Below are 17,969 nucleotides of genomic sequence, written 5' to 3' on the forward strand. Positions count from 1 at the left end.
TGGGTAATTATTTTTCAAGTTTTTCTAAATCAGTCACCAACGCCGTCATTGCCGCAACGGCATGGTGTTGGGCTTCTGACAGGGCGTCGCCGTTGTTTAAGGCGTACAAACCGATCTGCCGGTTGAGTTCGGCAATTAAGCGTGCGCGATGCTCGCGGCGGTTGCGTAGTTTGGCAACCATATTCGAAAACGACAGCGCCAAATCCTGTAGCTGATCGTTTTCTCGCAAGTGCGTGACGGTATCAAGCTTGCCGTCGCCGACCTCTTGGCAGAGTGTTTCGAAGCGATATAAGGGCCCGGCGATTTTATGCGAGGCGTAAAGAACGGTGCTCACCGCAATGCCGCCGGCAACCAAAATAGCCACCAAGTTGCCGATTAAAATCGATACGCCCAGGCGTTCCGCCGCATTAACGATATTGGCGTGCGCCGACTGGGATTGAGCCTGCAGATCGCCGCCGGTCATCCAATAAATCAGTAGGGCCGAACATAATCCGGCCAGCAATATCAGTGCAAAAGCGCCGAGGATGAAACGGCCTTGAAAATCCCTTTTGATAAAAATTTGGCGACGTTTGGTAACGGTATTGTTCATTTTCAGGAACCTTAGTTGACGTTGTGACAAGTTAAACAGAGCTCGCCGTCGCTGTTGTTACGGCGGAGTAAAAAGCTTTTTTTCAGCCTTTCGGCGTTCATCAGTTTATCCATGAAGCTGTGGCTGGCTTGCGGCCGGTCGCTATCCAGCTTGCCGTGCGTGTAGTGGCAGGTCAGACAGGTAATGTCGTTTTCCTCGTTAAGCGGCAAGTCGGCGGGTACCGGAAAGTCGATATTCAAACCCACTTTGTGGCCTTGGTTCGGATTATGGCACGAGGAGCACATGGCCACGCCGTCCTTGCTAAAGGTGGTTTGATCGGCTGATATATTTTTGCTGTGTAAAATGCCGTCCTCTTTGATTTCCGGCGTCGTCGTATGGCAATTACTACACCCGGCTTGCGGCGATTGCTTGGAAATGAGGTGCGGATTGTCGTCGGCGGTATGCGCGCCACTGACGAACAACAGCAAAAGTGCGCCGGTGCCGCCGGCCAATAAGCATTTGTATAGGAGCTTGTTCATGATTAGAAAGACATGACGATTTGGGCTATGCCCAGTTTTCTGTCGAAATAACGCTCGGCGGTTTCGGTGCCCAGCGAATCGTTGTATTCAAATTTGACCCGTAAATGATCGCTGAATTTGTAGTTAAACCCGAGGCTAAGCATGGAGAGATCGTTGATCGCCACGGTGCTGCCATCAAAGTCCAAGCCAAGGTCTTGCGAAGGCTGCCAGCGGCTGTAGCGGGCGAACACCACAATGGGCTGTTTGCTCAGGCTTTCCAAATCCACGGTCAGCGTGGAGTGGTAGCCCAATTGGTGGCCCTTGCCGAACGGGCTGGTGTTTGGATCTGGGATGATGACAGGCAGTGGGTTGCCATCCGCGTCTTGTTCCAAAAACACCTGTTGATGCGCATTCAGCAGCATGAATTCGTTTTGTAAACGCCACATGCCGTAGCCGATACTCAGGTCCGCGCCGTAAACGGTATTGCGGATGCGGTTTTCGCCATCGAACTCGCTCAGATGGGAGACACCGATTTCGATACCTTCCGGATTGGTGTTGTGGATTTTGTAGGTATTTTGCCCCATAGCCAGGCCCACCCGGCCGCCGACGGTATGGCCGTCATTGGCGTACAGTGCGTCGGTCCAGAATACCGAGTAGTTGAATATATCCCAGGCACCGTAGGAACGAATGCCGTCGGCATTGTAACCGCCCAGCTGCATGCGGGAGGTGGTCAACGGTGCGGTAACAGTGATGCGGTCTTTGTTAGCGAAGTTTTGGTAATCGTTGCCGAACGGTAAGTCGAAACGGCCGGCCTGGATGTGCAGGCCTTTGTTATTGAAAATCCGGCCGCGCGGCGGAATACGATCATTAAACATATGGTAGTCGACCAGCGCGACGGCGATACCGGCCATTGTGCTGCCGCCACTCAGCGCGCCGGGGCCGCTGTTACCGCAGAATACCGCACCGGGCGCACCATAGTCGGCGTTGGATGAGTTGCCGCATAACACTAAAGCCGAGCTGGCGCCGAAATGGTCGTCGTGTACATAGTCCAGGTCCAACTCCACCGAGCCGACGCTAAAGGTCTGGTCAGTAGAGTTGCCGGTTTTGGCGTTGATGTCGAAAAAACCGCTCATTTGCAGGCCGTTGGCTTCGGCCGCTTCTTTTAATGCGGCAATTTTTTTGTCCAGGGCCTGGAGTTTGGTGTCCACGGTTGGCTCAGGTTTGCCGTTCGCAGCCGTTTTCACCGGTGCCGGGGCGGGTTCGCCGGCCTTAGCGACTGCCGGGCTCGGCGCTGCCGCTACAGCGCCGCTTCTTTCTTGTTCCAGTTGTTTGATACGGGCTTCCAGTTGTTCGATTTTCTGGTCCTTTTCCTTCAGCACGCCTTGCACAATCTGGCGGATATGTTCGTCTTCCGCAGCGGTGGCATGCGCGTTGGCGTGGGCTGCCAGGCTGAGCAGGGCGATAGCTATTCGCTGGTTTCTTGGATGCATAACTGTCTCTGTGTGTAAGCTTAGGACTACATTTTTTTCAGAATCTTCGTATCGAGGCAAGGTTAGTTGCTTTTGTAGGCATTTCAAGTTGATGCATGGGGCTGGCCTTATTCAACGGGCTCAACTTATCCCTGGCGCCTCGTTTGAGCTGAGGTCGTCAAAGCCTGGAGTGGTTTGTCCTTCGATAGACTCAGTACTCTCAAGGGCATAAAGGCGAATGGTATCTAAGGGCCGGGTTAACCATTCGCCGATCCGTTTGCGAATGCTGGTGCGGCTTATTCAACACAGAATCTGATGTTACAATGAACGGTTTTATGCCCGGCGCGCGTCTGTCAAAGGCTGGGAAACCGCGAATCAAGCTTAGGTCGTTTATGAATAAACTGAAATGTGCCGTGATAGGTGCCGGATATTTAGGAAAATTTCATGCGGAAAAATACGCATCGTTAAAGGATTGCGAGTTGGTGGCGGTGGTTGACATCAATGCCGAGGCGGCGCAACAAGTTGCCGAAAAAAACGGCGCTCAAGCGTTGACGAATTACCATGATTTACTCGGCAAAGTCGATGCGGTGAGTGTTGTGGTGCCCACCAGCTACCATCACAGCGTGTCCAAAGACTTTCTGAATGCCGGTGCGCATGTACTGGTGGAAAAGCCGATCACCGTTACCGTGGAAGAAGCCGATGAGCTGATCGCGATTGCCAAGGAAAAGAACGTCATTCTGCAGGTCGGGCATTTGGAACGCTTCAACCCGGCCGTACGCGGTTTGGAGAAAATGGAAGACAAACCGCTGTTTATCGAGTCGCACCGCTTGTCGCCGTTCAATCCGCGCGCTAATGACGTGAGCGTGGTGCTGGATTTAATGATTCACGACATCGACATCATCATGGCGCTGGTCGATTCGGAAGTGGAAAAAATCGATGCCAGCGGCACCGCCGTATTAACCCAAGGTACCGACATCGCCAATGCCCGCATAACCTTTAAAAACGGTTGCGTGGCGAACGTCACCGCCAGCCGCATCAGCATGAAAATGGAACGCAAGATGCGCATGTTCCGTCCTTGTTCCTATATTTCCGTGGATTTTCAGAATCGGGTTTTGATTAAACATAGAACCGGCGATAAAGAAATGTTCCCCGGTATTCCGGAAATCGTCACCGAGGAATCGGTATTCGAAAGCGGCGATGCCTTGCTTGATGAGATTAAACATTTTGTCAATTGCATCAAGACCGGCGAAAATCCGCTGGTTCCCGGCGAAGCGGGCCGCAAAGCCCTGGCTACCGCAATAGAAATCACCAAATTTTTAACCCATCGATAAAGGGCTGACACTATGATCCCCATGGTCAATCTGCAAGCGCAGTATGCGGAAATTCAAGATGAAATCGTCGGCGGTTTCACCGAAACCCTTAACAATTGCGCGTTTATCCTGGGGCCGAATGTGCAGGCTTTTGAAAAAGAAGCCGCTGCCTACCTGGGCGTTAAACATGCCATCGGTTGCGCGTCCGGTACCGATGCATTGCATTTAGCCTTATTGGCGGAAGGCATAGGCGCGGGCGACGAAGTCATTACCAGCGCATTTACTTTTATCGCCACCGCAGAAGCAATCAAATACGTCGGCGCCAAGCCGGTGTTTGTCGACATCGATCCGGGCACGTTCAATATCACCCCGGAAAATATCGAAAAAGCCATCACAGCCAAAACTAAGGCGGTGATGCCGGTGCATCTGTTCGGCCAACCTGCCGATTTGCCGGCCATCAAAGCCATTTGCGAAAAACATGATTTGAAACTGATCGAGGATTGCGCGCAATCCTTCGGCGCGACCGTCTACAACAAGCAAACCGGTAGTTTCGGCAATGCAGCCGGTTTTAGTTTCTTTCCCAGCAAGAACCTGGGCTGCTTCGGCGACGGCGGCTTGGTGACGACCGATTCCGACGCGACGGCGGCCAAGATCAAGCAATACCGCAATCACGGGTCGGACGTGCGCTACTACCACGACGTGATAGGCTACAACAGCCGGCTGGACGAGCTACAGGCCGTGGTGTTGCGCGCTAAGTTAAAACGCATCGATCAATACAATGCCGCTCGTCGCCATGCCGCGCATTTGTATTCTGATCTGATGGCCGATTTGCCCTTGACTACGCCTTATGAAGACGGCATTGGTGTGCATGTCTATCATCAATACACCTTGTTGTCCGACCGCCGCGACGAGGTCATGAAAGCCTTGCAAGAGCAGAAGATTGGTTGTGCCGTTTACTATCCGGTACCGCTGCATCAACAGAATGTGTTTAAAGAAGAGTGCGCAGGCCTTTCCCTGCCAGTTACCGAGTCGGTTGCGGCGCGTTGCTTCTCTTTACCGATTTGTTCCAATCTGAGCGACGATACCGTCAAGCAAATTGTCGAAGTGATTCGCGGCGTTTTCCAAGCGTAAATTCCAAAACGCATTAATGTAGGGTGGGCTAAGCACCGCGCAGCCCACCAACTATTCCCAAATGACCAATCAATCTGCCTACACGGTGCTGTTTAGCGCCGGCGAATCCTCCGGCGATCAACACGCCGCCAATATGTTCCTGGAACTGAAACAGCGTTGTCCGTCGATTCGCGGCATCGGCATGGGCGGCAGCAAAATGCGCCAGGCCGGTATCGACGTGCGCTACGACTCGGCCGGCATCGGCGTGATCGGTTTGGTGGAAATTTTGAAGCACTACGGCGAGATCCGCCGCGCATTGAATTTACTGAAACAGATCATTCGCGATGAAAAACCGGATTTGCTGGTTTGCGTCGATTACAAAGAGTTCAACCTCAAGCTGGCGCGCTTTGCAAAAAGCCAAGGCGTGAAGGTGTTGTTTTACGTCAGTCCGCAAGTTTGGGCTTGGCGGCCGGGCAGGGTGGTGACCTACGGCAAGGCCATCGACATGATGGCGGTGATTTTTCCGTTCGAGACCCGCTATTACGAAGCCGAAAATGTCCCGGTCCGTTATGTGGGCCATCCCTCGGTAGATAAAGTCCATCCGCAGGGCAGTCGCTCCGAGGATTTCGAGTTGTTCGGCCTGGACCCCCATCGGCCTGTCGTCGGCATACTCCCTGGCAGCCGCGGCAACGAGATCAAACGTATCCTGCCGGTGATGTTGGCAGCGGCGGCTAGTTTGGCCGCGCAGCGGCCGGAATTGCAGTTTGTCTTACCGCAAGCCGATTCGATCAGCGATGCGGCATTGGCTGCGCATTTCGTAAACACTTCGCTAGCCGTTAAGGTAATCAAACAGCAGCCTTATGATGTCATCCAATGCTGCGATGCGGTGATGACTACTTCCGGCACCGCCTCGCTGGAAATTGCCTTACTCGGCGTGCCGATGGTGATTGTGTATCGGCTGGCGGCGTTTAGCTATTGGCTGGGTAAGCGCTTGGTAAAAATTCCATTTATCGGGCTGCCGAATATCATTGCCGGCAAGACCATCGTCAAGGAATTGATCCAGGAACAACTGACGCCGGAAAATTTGGCGGCCGAGATTCTGCAACTGTTGGACGACGGGGATTATCGGCAAAATTGTCTAGCGGCGTTGCAGGCCGTCAAACACCAACTCGGCGATGGCGGCGGCTCAAAAAATATGGCGCAACTGGCCTTAGAGATGTTGGGCGGTGCTTAGCCGCTCAACACGGGTAAAGCATCCGGCGGCTTGCCGGCAAACCACCGTATTTTGAAACGTAACGGCGGCTTTTAAACCGATCCGCGGCTGCCGCGTTGGTCGTAAAACGCCGCAACAAATTCATCGAAAGTCTGCCCGTCAATCGCGTCCCGCAAACCTTGCATCAACTCCAGGTAATAGTGCAGATTGTGGATGGTGTTGAGCCTGGAGCCCAGCATTTCTTTGCACTTGTCCAAGTGTTTTAGATAAGAGCGCGAGTAGTTTCGGCAGGTGTAGCAACTGCAATCTTCGTCCAAGGGTCGGGTATCAAATTGGTATTGCTGGTTGCGGATTTTGATCACGCCGTGGCGGGTGAATAAATGGCCGTTGCGGGCGTTGCGGGTCGGCATCACGCAATCGAACATATCGATACCGCGCCTAACACCTTCCACCAGATCTTCCGGGGTGCCGACGCCCATCAAGTAACGGGGTTTGTCCACCGGCATTTTCTGGTGGATCGCATCCAGTGTCGCCAGCATTTCGTGCTTGGGCTCGCCGACCGACAAGCCGCCGATGGCATAGCCGTCAAAGCCGATGTCGGTCAACCCGGCTATCGATTCTTCGCGCAATTGCGGATACATGCCGCCTTGCACAATACCAAACAATGCAGACGAGTTACCTTCATGCGCACGCTTGCTGCGTTCAGCCCAACGCAAGGACAAGCGCATGGAGTCAGCGGCTTCTTGATAGGTGGCCGGGTATGGGGTACATTCATCAAAAATCATCACGATATCCGACCCTAGATCGCGCTGCACCTGCATCGATTCTTCCGGGCCCATGAAGATTTTGCTGCCGTTGACCGGCGATTTGAATGTCACGCCTTGTTCGCTGATTTTTCGCAACGCGCCCAGGCTGAATACCTGAAAACCGCCCGAGTCGGTCAGAATAGGCTTTTGCCAGCGCATGAAGTCGTGCAGGTCGCCGTGGGCTTTCATCACCTCCATACCGGGTCGCAGCAGCAAATGAAAGGTATTGCCGAGAATGATTTGTGCACCTAGTGCGTTTAAATCTTCCGGGGTTAGCGATTTTACCGCGCCGTAGGTGCCGACCGGCATGAAGATGGGGGTTTCCACCACGCCGCGGGCAAAAGTCAGTTGACCGCGGCGGGCGTGACCATCGGTGGCTTTGAGTTTGAATTCCATGCAAATCCGGCAAATGAAAAAAGGCGGAATTATCGGTCCTTTTCGTTCCGCAAGCCAGTGGAGTTGTCGTTTTGAGTTCAACAGGCGAGCGTGGCGGCTTTTGTCCCCTGAGAAAACTTGTTGGTGTCGGATTGTGTTATAAATTTGAGGCACTTGCCGCAGCTTTTCTATCGAAATACCTCAGGTTTGGTAATTCCGTTTATTATCCGGATATTGTTCATTTCACTATGTAAACTAGCAAAATTGATGAATTTTCTTCAGGCCATAACAACAATAATCGGCCGTTCTCGGGGGAAGTATGTTGGATACTAAAAGCAAAACCATTTTGGTAGTCGATGATTCCCCGGAAAATCTCACCGTCATCAGCGAATTACTGCAACCGCAATACCGCGTGCGCGTCGCTACCTCCGGGCAAAGAGCCTTGCAGATGGCCGCCAATCAGCCTTATCCGGACTTGATTTTGCTTGACGTGATGATGCCGGGCATGGACGGTTACCAAGTCTTTGAGCATCTGCGCGCCGATCCTATTACGCGCACGATTCCGGTGATATTCGTCACGGCGATGGACAGCATGGAGTCCGAGCTGCATGGATTGGATGTCGGCGCGGTCGATTACATTACCAAACCCATTCTGCCGCCCATCGTTTTAGCGCGGATCCGCACCCAGTTGGAGTTAAAGCAGGCCAGAGATTGGTTGCGCGACGAAAACACCTACTTGGAAATGGAAATAGCGAAACGGATGAGCGAAAACGAGTTGATTCAAAAAGTCAGCATTCGCGCCTTGGCGCATCTGGCGGAAATTCGCGATCCGGAAACCGGCAACCACATCTTGCGCACCCAAGGTTACGTACAGCATTTGGCGCTTGCATTGCAGAGCCATCCGCGTTTTTTCGCGACATTGACCGATCATTACATCGAATTGCTGACACGCTCTGCGCCGCTACACGATATTGGCAAAGTCGGGATACCGGACGCGATCCTGCAAAAGCCGGGTAAACTCACTCCCGAAGAATGGGCGGTGATGAAGACCCATGCCAAATTGGGCAGCGATGCGATAGAAATGGCCGAACGCGATGCGACGCGCTCGGTGGAGTTTCTGATTTTGGCGAAGGAAATCGCGCATTGGCACCATGAGAAATGGGATGGCAGCGGCTATCCGGAGGCGTTGGCCGGCGATGCCATTCCGGTTTCCGCGCGGATTATGGCGCTGGCGGATGTATTCGACGCTTTAATTTCCCGGCGCGTTTACAAAGAGCCCATGGCTTTTGCTGAAGTCAAGACTATTATTGCTGAGGGACGTGGTCGCCACTTTGATCCGGACATAGCCGATGCATTTTTAGCCGATTTCGATTCATTCTGCGCTATTGCCCAACGCCATCTCGATTCAATTCCGGAGTAAATGAGTCATGACGCAACACGCTCGTATATTGTTGGTTGAAGACGAGGAAATCATCGCCATCATCATTCGGGATTTACTCGCTGCCGAGGGCTTTCAGGTGACGGTTTGCGCAAATGGCTGCATTGCCTGGGAAACATTGCAGCACGACCGGATGGGCTACGACCTGGTGCTGTTGGACCGGGGCTTGCCGGGGATGAACGGTATGGAATTACTGCGATTGATCAAGGGAGATCGGGTCTTGGCTGCCATACCAGTGATTCTGCAGACCGCCCGCAGCGACAAACGAAGCATCCAGGAAGGGCTTAGTCAGGGGGCTTATTACTATCTGACCAAACCGATTCAACCGGAAATCTTGATCGCCGTGATCAATGCCGCACTGCAACAACGCCGTGAGTTGCAGGAAATGTCCGAAACAGCCAATCGCGCCGGGCGCCCTTTGGCACTAGTGCAATCCGCCGTATTTCGTTTTCGCGATCTCGATGAAGCCAAGGTGTTGAGTCATTGTTTAGCCCAATCCTGTCCGGAGCCGGAGCGCGTCGTCCAGGGTTTGCAGGAGTTGATGGTCAATGCGGTCGAGCACGGTAATCTGGGGGTTTCTTATGCGGAAAAAGGCGAACTGATGCTGGCGGGAGTCTGGCTGGAGGAAATTCAAAGACGTTTGACACTCCCGAAATTCAGCCGGCGTTTTGTTACTGTGCATTTCCAGCGTTTGCCGGATAAGCTGGTGTTCACCATTCAAGACCAGGGAGATGGTTTCGATTGGCAAGACTTCCTGGATTTTTCCCCGGAACGGGTGTTCGATTTGCATGGCCGCGGTATCGCGATGGCCAGATTGATGAGCTTTGATCGTCTGGAATATCAAGGTAACGGCAACACGGTAACTGCTGTGGTCAACGGCGTGTCCTTTTTGTACGGCTTCGACCATTAATTAGACTTTGCAAGCCCATGCAGTCGAATAACGATCCATCAAACTCAGCGCAGGTCAGCCGCAAAAGCGTCTTAGCCGTCGTACTGGTATACGCCATCTTCGCCGCCAGCTGGATTTTGGTATCGGATCAATTGGTACACCACGTATTCAAAGATCCGGACCAGCTGACGCTAGCCAGCATGCTGAAAGGCTGGTTTTATGTGTTGGTGACTTCTTTATTGCTCTACGGTTTGATGCGGCGCTGGTTTGGTCGAAACAGCGAACCGCAAACCGTTCCCCAGGTACCGCGTAGCCATTGGTTGCCGCTGAGCTTATTGATAGTCGCCATCCTGGCTTTGATGGCTGCCAGCGCGGCGCTGACGATTGAGCAACACGCCCAAGAAGAGTTCGGCAGGCTTCAGGCGGTCGCCGGCTTCAAGTCCAGGCAAATCAGCGACTGGCTGACTGAACGGCGCGGCGACGCGGATTTTATCCAAACCAGCGAATTTATCGTCGACTTGTATCACCGTTGGCAGATTGGTGGGGATCTGCAAAGCGCCGAGCGCCTGCAAAGCCGTTTGGAGCAATTTCGTAAAAGCTGGGGAGTCACGGCTATCAGTCTGCTTAGACCCGATGGCGAATGCTTATGGCGTTCCGCGAAAGCTCCCGCCACGCTGTTGCCTGAGCTGCTAAAACTTACAGAGTTGTCGACCAAATCGCGGCAAATCCAATTAGTTAATCCCTACAGAGATGATAGCGGGCGCGTCCTGCTGGATTTGGTGGTGCCGCTGACAGCGCAGCCGGTAGCGGCGCCGCTGATTATTTTACATATCGATCTCAGCGAGTGGCTGTTTCCGGTTCTGGAGAGTTGGCCTGTGGCGAGCGGCAGCGGCGAAACCTTGTTGTTTCGGCGTGCCGGCGATGAGATTCTCTATCTGAATCCGCTGCGTTTTCGCCCGGATGCGGCTGCTTCGCTGCGTCTGCCGCTCAACACGCCTAACTTGCTGGCCGGCAAGGCGTTGCAAAGTCCGGTTAGTCTCGACAACATCCTGGAAGCTAAGGATTACCGTAATGTCTCCGTCATCGGTCTGGTACAGGCGATTAGCGGTACCGACTGGCTGTTACTGACTAAGTTGGATAAGGTCGAAATCTACAGCAAAGCCAGAAGCAAAGTCGTCTGGATTGTTTGTGTCGGTAGTTTGACCATTTTTATCGTCTGCGCCGGTTTTTATCTGTTGCGGCAAAGTCAGAGACTGGCCTTGGCCACGGCGGTGCAGAAGGCGCAAGCGGAGCGATTGCGGGCGCTTGATTTATTAGCCGCAATCTCCGATTTGTCCGTGGACGCGATCTATGCCAAAGACCTAGACGGCCGGTATATTTTGTTTAATACCGCCGCCGCTAATTTTGTCGGCAAGCCGGTCGAGGAAGTCATCGGCCAGGACGATGGCGCGCTATTTCCGCCGCATCAGGCCGAGCACTTGAAAGAGTTTAGCCGCCGGGTAATGGCGGAAAATATCACGCTGACGGAAGAAGAAACCCTGGACACCCAATTCGGATCAAGAACTTTCTTGACCACCAAAGGCCCGCTGTGCGATGCAAACGGTAAAACCATCGGGGTGTTCGGTATCTCGCGGGACATTACCGAACGTAAACAGGCCGAGCTGAAGCTGCGCGAGAGCGAGGCGCGCTTTCGCGGTTTGGTGGAACAGTCACTGGCCGGCATTTATATTATTCAAGATGCACGCTTTGTTTACGTGAATCCAGGGTTTGCCAGGATCTTCGGCTATCAGCGGACCGAGGATATTATCGACGGCAAAACAGTGGCCGATCTGGTCTGTCCGCAGGACAGGCAGATGGTGTTGGAAAATTTGCGCCGACGGATTGATGGCGAGATTGAAGACCTTAACTACCGTTTCGAAGGCTTGCACCACAACGGCCACTGCATTCATGTTGAAGTCCATGGCCGCAGTTTCGATTATAAAAACCGGCCGGCGGTAATTGGTTTTATTCTGGATGTCAGCGCCCGCAAAGCCGCCGAAGATCAACTTAATCTCCAGGCCGCGGAATTAAAAGCGCGGAATGATGAATTGGAGCGATTTAATCGGGCCATGGTTGGCCGCGAGCTGGACATGGTTAATTTAAAGCAGCAGGTCAATGAGCTGTCTGCGCAGCTTGGTCGCCAGCCCCCCTATACATTGGCGTTTCTCTCAACCCAACCCGAAAGTGCTGTTGGTCATGATTTTGCTGAAGTTCACACCGAATCCGGCTTGGACCCTCTCAAACCGGACGGTATATCAGTAAGCAATGCGGACGGATTAATGGGCGGCGATACATCGGTTGCGGAAGAAGACCGTTTATGAGTATCCCCGAGTTGCCATTGGGCGATTTTTCCGCGTTGGTGCCTTCCCGTTACCGGAGTAGCCATAGACTCGCCTACGTGTCGGCGGTGGTCCTGGTATTGGCCGCGCTGGCAATTCGCCTGTGTTTGCCGGCATCCATTGGCGAGCGCCCGATGTTGCTGTTATTTTTGTTTCCGGTGATCGTGAGCGCCTTGTTCGGCGGCTTGGGGCCTGGATTATTGGCGACATTGATGGCGGCGATGGTCAGCGATTTCCAATTGCTGCCTCCCTATCGCAGCTTGGCAATTGCCGGCCCTTACGATGTCGTGCAATGGACGTTGTTGATTGCCAATGGTGTTTTAATCAGCCTGCTCAGCGAATTCCTGCTGCGGACTCGGCAACGCGAGAATGCGCACTGGCAACAATTGCTGGACGCGCGCGACCAGCTGCGGGTTAGCCAAACCCTATTTCAGACTACGTTCGAACAAGCGGCGATAGGCATTTGTTTATTGGCACCGGACGGGCGTTGGCTGAAGGCTAACCGCCAGTTTTGTGAGATTGTGGGTTATAGCCTGGAAGAATTGCTAAGCAGCAATTTTTCGGACATTACTTATTGGGAGGATTTTGGCGATTTGTCGCAGATGCCGACAGGTGAAGGTGAAATAGATAGTTTTTCCGGAGACAAGCGTTTCATTCATAAGAACGGCAGTGTTGTCTGGATTAGATTAAGCGCTTCCGTGGCGCGTAAGCCGGATGGTAGCCCTGCGTGTTTTATCTTGCTCATGGAAAACATAGAGCAGCGTGAACAAGCGTTACTGGCGCTACATGAAAGCGAGATGGCTTTGAAAGTCGCTCAGCGTTTGGCCGCCTTGGGCAGTTGGGAATGGGACTTGCGCACCGGCGAATCGAAGTGGTCGGAGCAGATATACAGTTTATTCGGCCGAGCCCCTCATTTACCGCCAGCCGGCTATGACGAGGTTGGGCGGTATTTTAAGCCCGAGAGCTGGCAGCGCTTGCAAGCAGCCGTAGCTCAGGCTTGTAGCGACGGCTTGCCTTATGAATGCGAGGTGGAATTGCAGAACGATGGCGAACTGCATCGCTGGTTAGTGGCCCGCGGCGAGGCGGTCCGCGATGAGCAGGCTAATATCGTGGCTTTGCATGGTACCGTGCAGGATGTTACCCCACGTAAACAAGCCGAACTTGCGCTGCAAGAGGCGCAGCGGGCGGCCCTGGAAAAACAACGCGAGGCCAGGCTAGCCGCACTCAATTTGATGGAAGATGCGCTGGCGGCCCGCAAAGCGCTTGAAGCGGCGAATGCGTCGCTGCGCGAAAGCGAAGAATTTAAGCGGGCTATTTTGGATTCGGTGAGCGCCAACATCGCCGTGCTGAACCGCGATGGTGTGATTGTCTCCGTCAATCGACCCTGGCAGCAGTTTGCCGAGGATGATGCTCTGGCATGCGGGCAATCCGCTGATATTTGCAGCATAGGCACCAATTATTTGCAGATTTGCCGGCAGGCATCGGGTCCTTATCGGCAGGGGTCTCAGGCCGTATTCAACGGATTGTCGGCGGTGCTGGAAGGCCGGCTTCCCCGCTTCAGGTATGAATATGCCTGCCATTCCGCGCAGAAGCAACGTTGGTTTGCCATGGTTGTCACGCCTCTGGGATTTGGGGAAGGCGGCGCGGTGGTTTCTCACGCCAATATCACCGAGCGCAAATTGGCGGAAATGGCCTTGGTCGAAAGCGAGGAGCGCTTACGTCTGGCTCAAAGTACTGCCAATATCGGCATCTGGGATTGGCATATTGATAACGACAAAGTGCAATGGACTCCGGAACTTGAGAGGATGTTCGGTTATGCGCCAGGCGCTTTTTCCGGGGACTACTCGGCTTTTTCCCAGCGCGTGCATCCCGACGATTTGGCCGAGTTGAAGCATTTTCGAGATTCAGCGGTTGCCGCGCATCGGACTTTTGATTTTGATTTTCGGGTGCAAGCGGAGCCGGGGCGTTTCAGATGGCTAAATTGCAAGGGCGGAGCCAGTTACGATGATATGGGCCGGGCGCAAAGGGTATTTGGGGTTTGTATCGATATTACCGAACGTAAAAATACTGAAAACGAACTCAAGCTCTGGGCGCAAGCATTCGAAAACGCCGAATTCGGATTGGCGATTGCCGACGCGCAGAGCAATTTGTTCTTGGCCGTGAATCCGGTATTTGCTAAGGAGCGTGGTTACGCCCGAGAAGAATTGATCGGTAAACCGGTCATGACGGTGTATCCGGCCGATTGGGTCGAACAGATCAAACAGCAGATCAATATTCTGGATTCGACCTGTCATGGGGTATTTGAGGCGGAACATCAACGCAAAGACGGCAGCCGTTTTCCGGTGATGATGGATGTTACCGTCATCAAATCCGGCGACGGCAAATCACTGAGCCGTGTGGCCTATGCCTTAGATATTAGCGAGCGCAAAGCCGCCGAGGTTGCTCTGCGCGAGCAAACTGAGGCCCTGCAGCGTTTCAACCGAGCCATGGTCGGCAGGGAAATGGACATGATCGCATTGAAACAAACCATCAACGAGCTGTCCGGGCAGTTGGGACAGGAACGCCCCTATCCGCTGGCGTTTATAGAGCAAGCCGGCACAAACCCGGTTGGGAATGTTCCGGGATGAAACGCGCCCGGTTTGCGTATTACTTAGCCGCCATGATGATCGTGATGGGTCTATGAATCCTGAATTGAAATTGCTGATTATCGAAGAATTACAGGCTGATTATCTGGCCCTGGTGCACCACCTGCAGCAGAACGGCCTAAGCGTGGCATGCCGGCGGATAGATAGCCGTGCGGCGCTGGCGCTGGCTTTGCAAGACGACTGGGATTTGGTGCTGTCGGATTACGCGGTACCGGGAATGGATATTCGCGATACCTTGCAATTCATTCAAACGCACAGTAAAGATTTGCCGGTTATTCTGGTCTCCGCCAGCGTCGGCGAAGAAGTCGCGATGGAGTTGTTACGGCTGGGGATGGTCGATTTCGTGTACAAGGACAATCCGGTCCGCTTGGTGCCCTCCATACGCCGGGCTGTCGAGGAACGCGATCAACGCAGGATAAGACGTGACGCGGAGCAGGCCTTGCGGCAAAGCCAGGAGCAAGCGCTGTTAGAGCAGCATCAGGCGCAACTGGCGGCCTTAAATTTGATGGAAGATGCCATCGCGGCCCGCCAGCGCGCGGAAGATGCCGCGGAAGCCTTGCGCGCGAGCGAACGGCGTTTAATGCTGGCGCAGGAGGGGGCGCATGTCGGGATTTGGGATTGGGATATTGTCAATGATCGCGGTTATTGGTCGCCGGAATGCGAGCGGCTATATGGCTTGGAACCCGGCAGTGTGCGGTTTAACGCCGACTGGCGCGCAAGAGTGCATCCGGACGACCAGCATTTGATTGATGCGCAGTGGGAAAGCCGCATTTTGCGTGGCGAGGCGTTCGAGGTGGAGTTTCGCTATATTTTGCCAACCGGCGAAACGCGATGGCTGAGCAGCAAGGGCCGGGCGCAATACGATGCTGCAGGTAAACCGATCATGCTGTTTGGGGTCAATCTGGATATTAGTGAGCGCAAACAAACCGAACAGCAACTGCGTAAGTTGGCGCAGGCGGTGGAACAAAGCCCGGCCAGTATTATCATCACCAACCTGAATGGCGATATCGAATACGTTAATGAGGCGTTTTTGCAGGTGAGCGGCTACCGGCGCGACGAGGTCATCGGCCGTAATCCGCGTATATTGCAATCGAAAAAAACCCCGCCGGAAAATTATCGGGCGTTGTGGACCGCACTGGGCTGTGGTCAGACCTGGAAAGGCGAATTTATCAATAAACGCAAGGACGGTAGCGAGTATGTGGAATTTGCCATTATCGTGCCAATCCGTCAGGCCGACGGCAGCGTAACCCATTTTGTTGCGGTACAGGAAGACATCACCGAGAAGAAACGTGTGGCGCTGGAGCTTGATCAGTATCGGCACCACCTGGAAGATTTAGTGACCAGCCGCACGGCTGAACTGGAAGCGGCGAAACTGTTGGCCGATGCCGCCAATCAAGCCAAGAGCGCCTTTTTGGCCAATATGAGTCACGAGATTCGTACCCCCATGAATGCCATCATCGGCTTGACTTATTTGCTGCGGCAAAGCAGTCCCAATCCGGAACAAAGCGAGCGTTTGGACAAAATCGATAGCGCCGCCCAACATCTATTGTCGATTATTAACGACGTGCTGGATTTATCGAAGATCGAAGCCGGCCGGCTGGAGCTGGAGCAAACCGATTTTTCCCTGGCGGCGGTATTGGACCACATTCGTTCCATTATCGCCGATCAGGCGCGGGCCAAAGCCTTGAGCATAGAGGTGGATGGGCAGGGCGTTCCGCAATGGCTGCGCGGGGATCCGATGCGTCTGCGCCAAGCCATGCTCAACTACGCCACCAATGCCGTGAAGTTTACCGAACGCGGTTCGATCCGGTTGCGGGCGATGGTGCAGGAGGAAACCGCCGCGGGCTTGCTGCTGCGCTTCGAGGTGAACGATTCCGGAATCGGTATCGAAGCGGAGCAACAAGCCGGTTTATTTCAGGCTTTCACCCAGGCCGATGTGTCGACCACCCGCAAATATGGCGGGACAGGCTTGGGATTGGCGATTACCCGCCGCCTGGCGAATATGATGGGCGGCGATGCCGGCGTCGATAGCGTATTGGGTGAAGGCAGTTGCTTTTGGTTTACCGCCCTGGTTCAACGCGGGCACGGCGTCATGCCTTTACACCCCAGTGAAAAGCCCGTCGACGCGGAAATGGCGTTACGCCGAGATTACGCCGGCGCGCGTTTGCTTTTAGTGGAAGATAATCCGATCAATCGGGAAGTGGCGCTGGAGTTGTTGCATGGCGTGGGTTTGGCAGTGGATACCGCCGAGAACGGGCGAATCGCTCTCGAAAAAATCGGCGAGAACGCCTACGATCTGGTGTTGATGGATGTACAGATGCCGGAAATGGACGGTCTGGAGGCGACGCGGGCGATACGTGCGCAGCCGAGTTTTGCCGGCTTGCCGATTTTGGCCATGACCGCCGCTGCGTTCGAGGAAGACCGGCATGTTTCGCTCGCTGCGGGTATGAACGATTTTGTCGCTAAACCGGTGATTCCGGAAGATCTTTACGCGGCCTTGTTGCGCTGGTTGGCACCGCGTTCTGATCCGCGTCCCCTGAGGCCCGATAAAGCGGAGGCAGGGCGCTTTTCGGCAAAAACAGGGGCATCGGACGATACGCTGCCGCCGGCTTTGCTGGCCATCAGCGGCTTGGACACCAAGCAAGGCCTGGCTGTAGTGAAGGGCGACGTGGATAAATATCAACGATTGTTGAGTATGTTTGCCGATGCCCACAATGAAGACTTGAAACAAGTTCAGGCCTACTTGGTTGATGGCAAATCCGCCGAAGCAAAACGCATCAGTCACTGCTTAAAAGGCGTTGCCGGCACGCTGGGTGCCAAACAGGTTGCCGATTTGGCGGCTAAATTGGACCGGGCGATAACCGAAAGCAGCGATTTGGCGGTCTGCATGGAGTTGGCGGCGTTGTGCGATAGCGAATTGACGCATTTGGTTCGCGCTATTCTGGATTTACCTTCTCAACCGGCAAGCAGCGACGCGGATGAGGAAATTATCGACGCGGAAAATATGCGCCAAGTCGTAGCCGCGCTGGCAAGTCTTTTGGCAATTGGCGATGCGCAAGCCAGCCGTTTGGCGCGGGAATACGCCGTGTTGCTGCGGTCAAAATTGGGGGTTGCATATCCGGATTTTGCCAGAAAAATCGAAGCGTTCGACTATCAAGCCGCTTTATTGCTTTTACAAGCTGCGGATTTGTAAGGCTGTAAGCTGAGTGAGGTTTTAAAACTATGGGCTGTCAATCGGTAGCGGCTGGCA

The 17,969-nt window shown here is 53.9% G+C and carries 12 protein-coding genes; 8 read left to right on the forward strand and 4 right to left on the reverse strand.

Annotation, left to right across the window (positions count from 1 at the left end):
• Positions 1 to 7 precede the first annotated feature (7 nt).
• The 3 genes from CWO84_RS21460 to CWO84_RS21470 are packed head-to-tail and all read right to left on the reverse strand — an operon-like array spanning position 8 to position 2,576.
• The gene (locus tag CWO84_RS21460; protein ID WP_101055128.1) at positions 8 to 589 is read right to left on the reverse strand and encodes a hypothetical protein; all 582 of its coding nucleotides are present in this window, start codon (positions 587 to 589) and stop codon (positions 8 to 10) included.
• Positions 590 to 600: 11 nt separating this feature from the next.
• Positions 601 to 1,107, reverse strand: a complete 507-nt coding sequence (locus tag CWO84_RS21465; protein WP_033155403.1) for a cytochrome c3 family protein — start codon at positions 1,105 to 1,107, stop codon at positions 601 to 603.
• 2 nt (positions 1,108 to 1,109) lie between these two features.
• The gene (locus CWO84_RS21470; protein ID WP_101055130.1) at positions 1,110 to 2,576 is read right to left on the reverse strand and encodes a hypothetical protein; all 1,467 of its coding nucleotides are present in this window, start codon (positions 2,574 to 2,576) and stop codon (positions 1,110 to 1,112) included.
• A 371-nt stretch (positions 2,577 to 2,947) separates the two neighbouring features.
• Here CWO84_RS21470 and CWO84_RS21475 point away from each other — a divergent pair, with 371 nt between their 5' ends.
• From CWO84_RS21475 to lpxB, 3 genes are all read left to right on the forward strand, one after another.
• Positions 2,948 to 3,886, forward strand: a complete 939-nt coding sequence (locus tag CWO84_RS21475) for a Gfo/Idh/MocA family oxidoreductase (protein WP_101055132.1) — start codon at positions 2,948 to 2,950, stop codon at positions 3,884 to 3,886.
• A 12-nt stretch (positions 3,887 to 3,898) separates the two neighbouring features.
• A complete protein-coding gene (locus CWO84_RS21480; RefSeq protein WP_101055134.1) occupies positions 3,899 to 4,996 on the forward strand; it encodes a DegT/DnrJ/EryC1/StrS family aminotransferase in 1,098 nt (365 codons plus the stop codon).
• Positions 4,997 to 5,057: 61 nt separating this feature from the next.
• Positions 5,058 to 6,209: a lipid-A-disaccharide synthase gene (gene lpxB, locus CWO84_RS21485; protein WP_101055136.1), complete on the forward strand. Its 1,152-nt coding sequence runs from the start codon at positions 5,058 to 5,060 to the stop codon at positions 6,207 to 6,209.
• A 71-nt stretch (positions 6,210 to 6,280) separates the two neighbouring features.
• Here the strand turns inward: lpxB and tgt are convergent, their stop codons facing one another.
• On the reverse strand, positions 6,281 to 7,405 hold the full coding sequence (gene tgt / locus CWO84_RS21490) for a tRNA guanosine(34) transglycosylase Tgt (RefSeq protein ID WP_225893118.1): 1,125 nt from the start codon (positions 7,403 to 7,405) through the stop codon (positions 6,281 to 6,283).
• A gap of 283 nt (positions 7,406 to 7,688) precedes the next feature.
• Between tgt and CWO84_RS21495 the strand changes: the two genes are divergently transcribed.
• The 5 genes from CWO84_RS21495 to CWO84_RS21515 are packed head-to-tail and all read left to right on the forward strand — an operon-like array spanning position 7,689 to position 17,912.
• The gene (locus CWO84_RS21495; protein WP_033155397.1) at positions 7,689 to 8,789 is read left to right on the forward strand and encodes a two-component system response regulator; all 1,101 of its coding nucleotides are present in this window, start codon (positions 7,689 to 7,691) and stop codon (positions 8,787 to 8,789) included.
• Between the two features lie 7 nt (positions 8,790 to 8,796).
• Complete coding sequence (locus CWO84_RS21500) at positions 8,797 to 9,717, forward strand: response regulator (protein WP_101055137.1); 921 nt, start codon at positions 8,797 to 8,799, stop codon at positions 9,715 to 9,717.
• A 17-nt stretch (positions 9,718 to 9,734) separates the two neighbouring features.
• Positions 9,735 to 12,056, forward strand: coding sequence for a PAS domain S-box protein (locus tag CWO84_RS21505; protein WP_101055139.1), 2,322 nt, complete (start codon positions 9,735 to 9,737; stop codon positions 12,054 to 12,056).
• Entirely contained in the window at positions 12,053 to 14,701 is a 2,649-nt protein-coding gene (locus CWO84_RS21510) for a PAS domain S-box protein (protein WP_101055141.1), read from the forward strand. The genes CWO84_RS21505 and CWO84_RS21510 overlap by 4 nt, the downstream gene beginning before the upstream one ends.
• Before the next feature lie 52 nt (positions 14,702 to 14,753).
• A complete protein-coding gene (locus CWO84_RS21515) occupies positions 14,754 to 17,912 on the forward strand; it encodes a response regulator (RefSeq protein WP_101055143.1) in 3,159 nt (1,052 codons plus the stop codon).
• Positions 17,913 to 17,969 lie beyond the last annotated feature (57 nt).

The organism is Methylomonas sp. Kb3 (genome assembly GCF_002834115.1).
Classification (GTDB): Bacteria; Pseudomonadota; Gammaproteobacteria; order Methylococcales; family Methylomonadaceae; genus Methylomonas; species Methylomonas defluvii.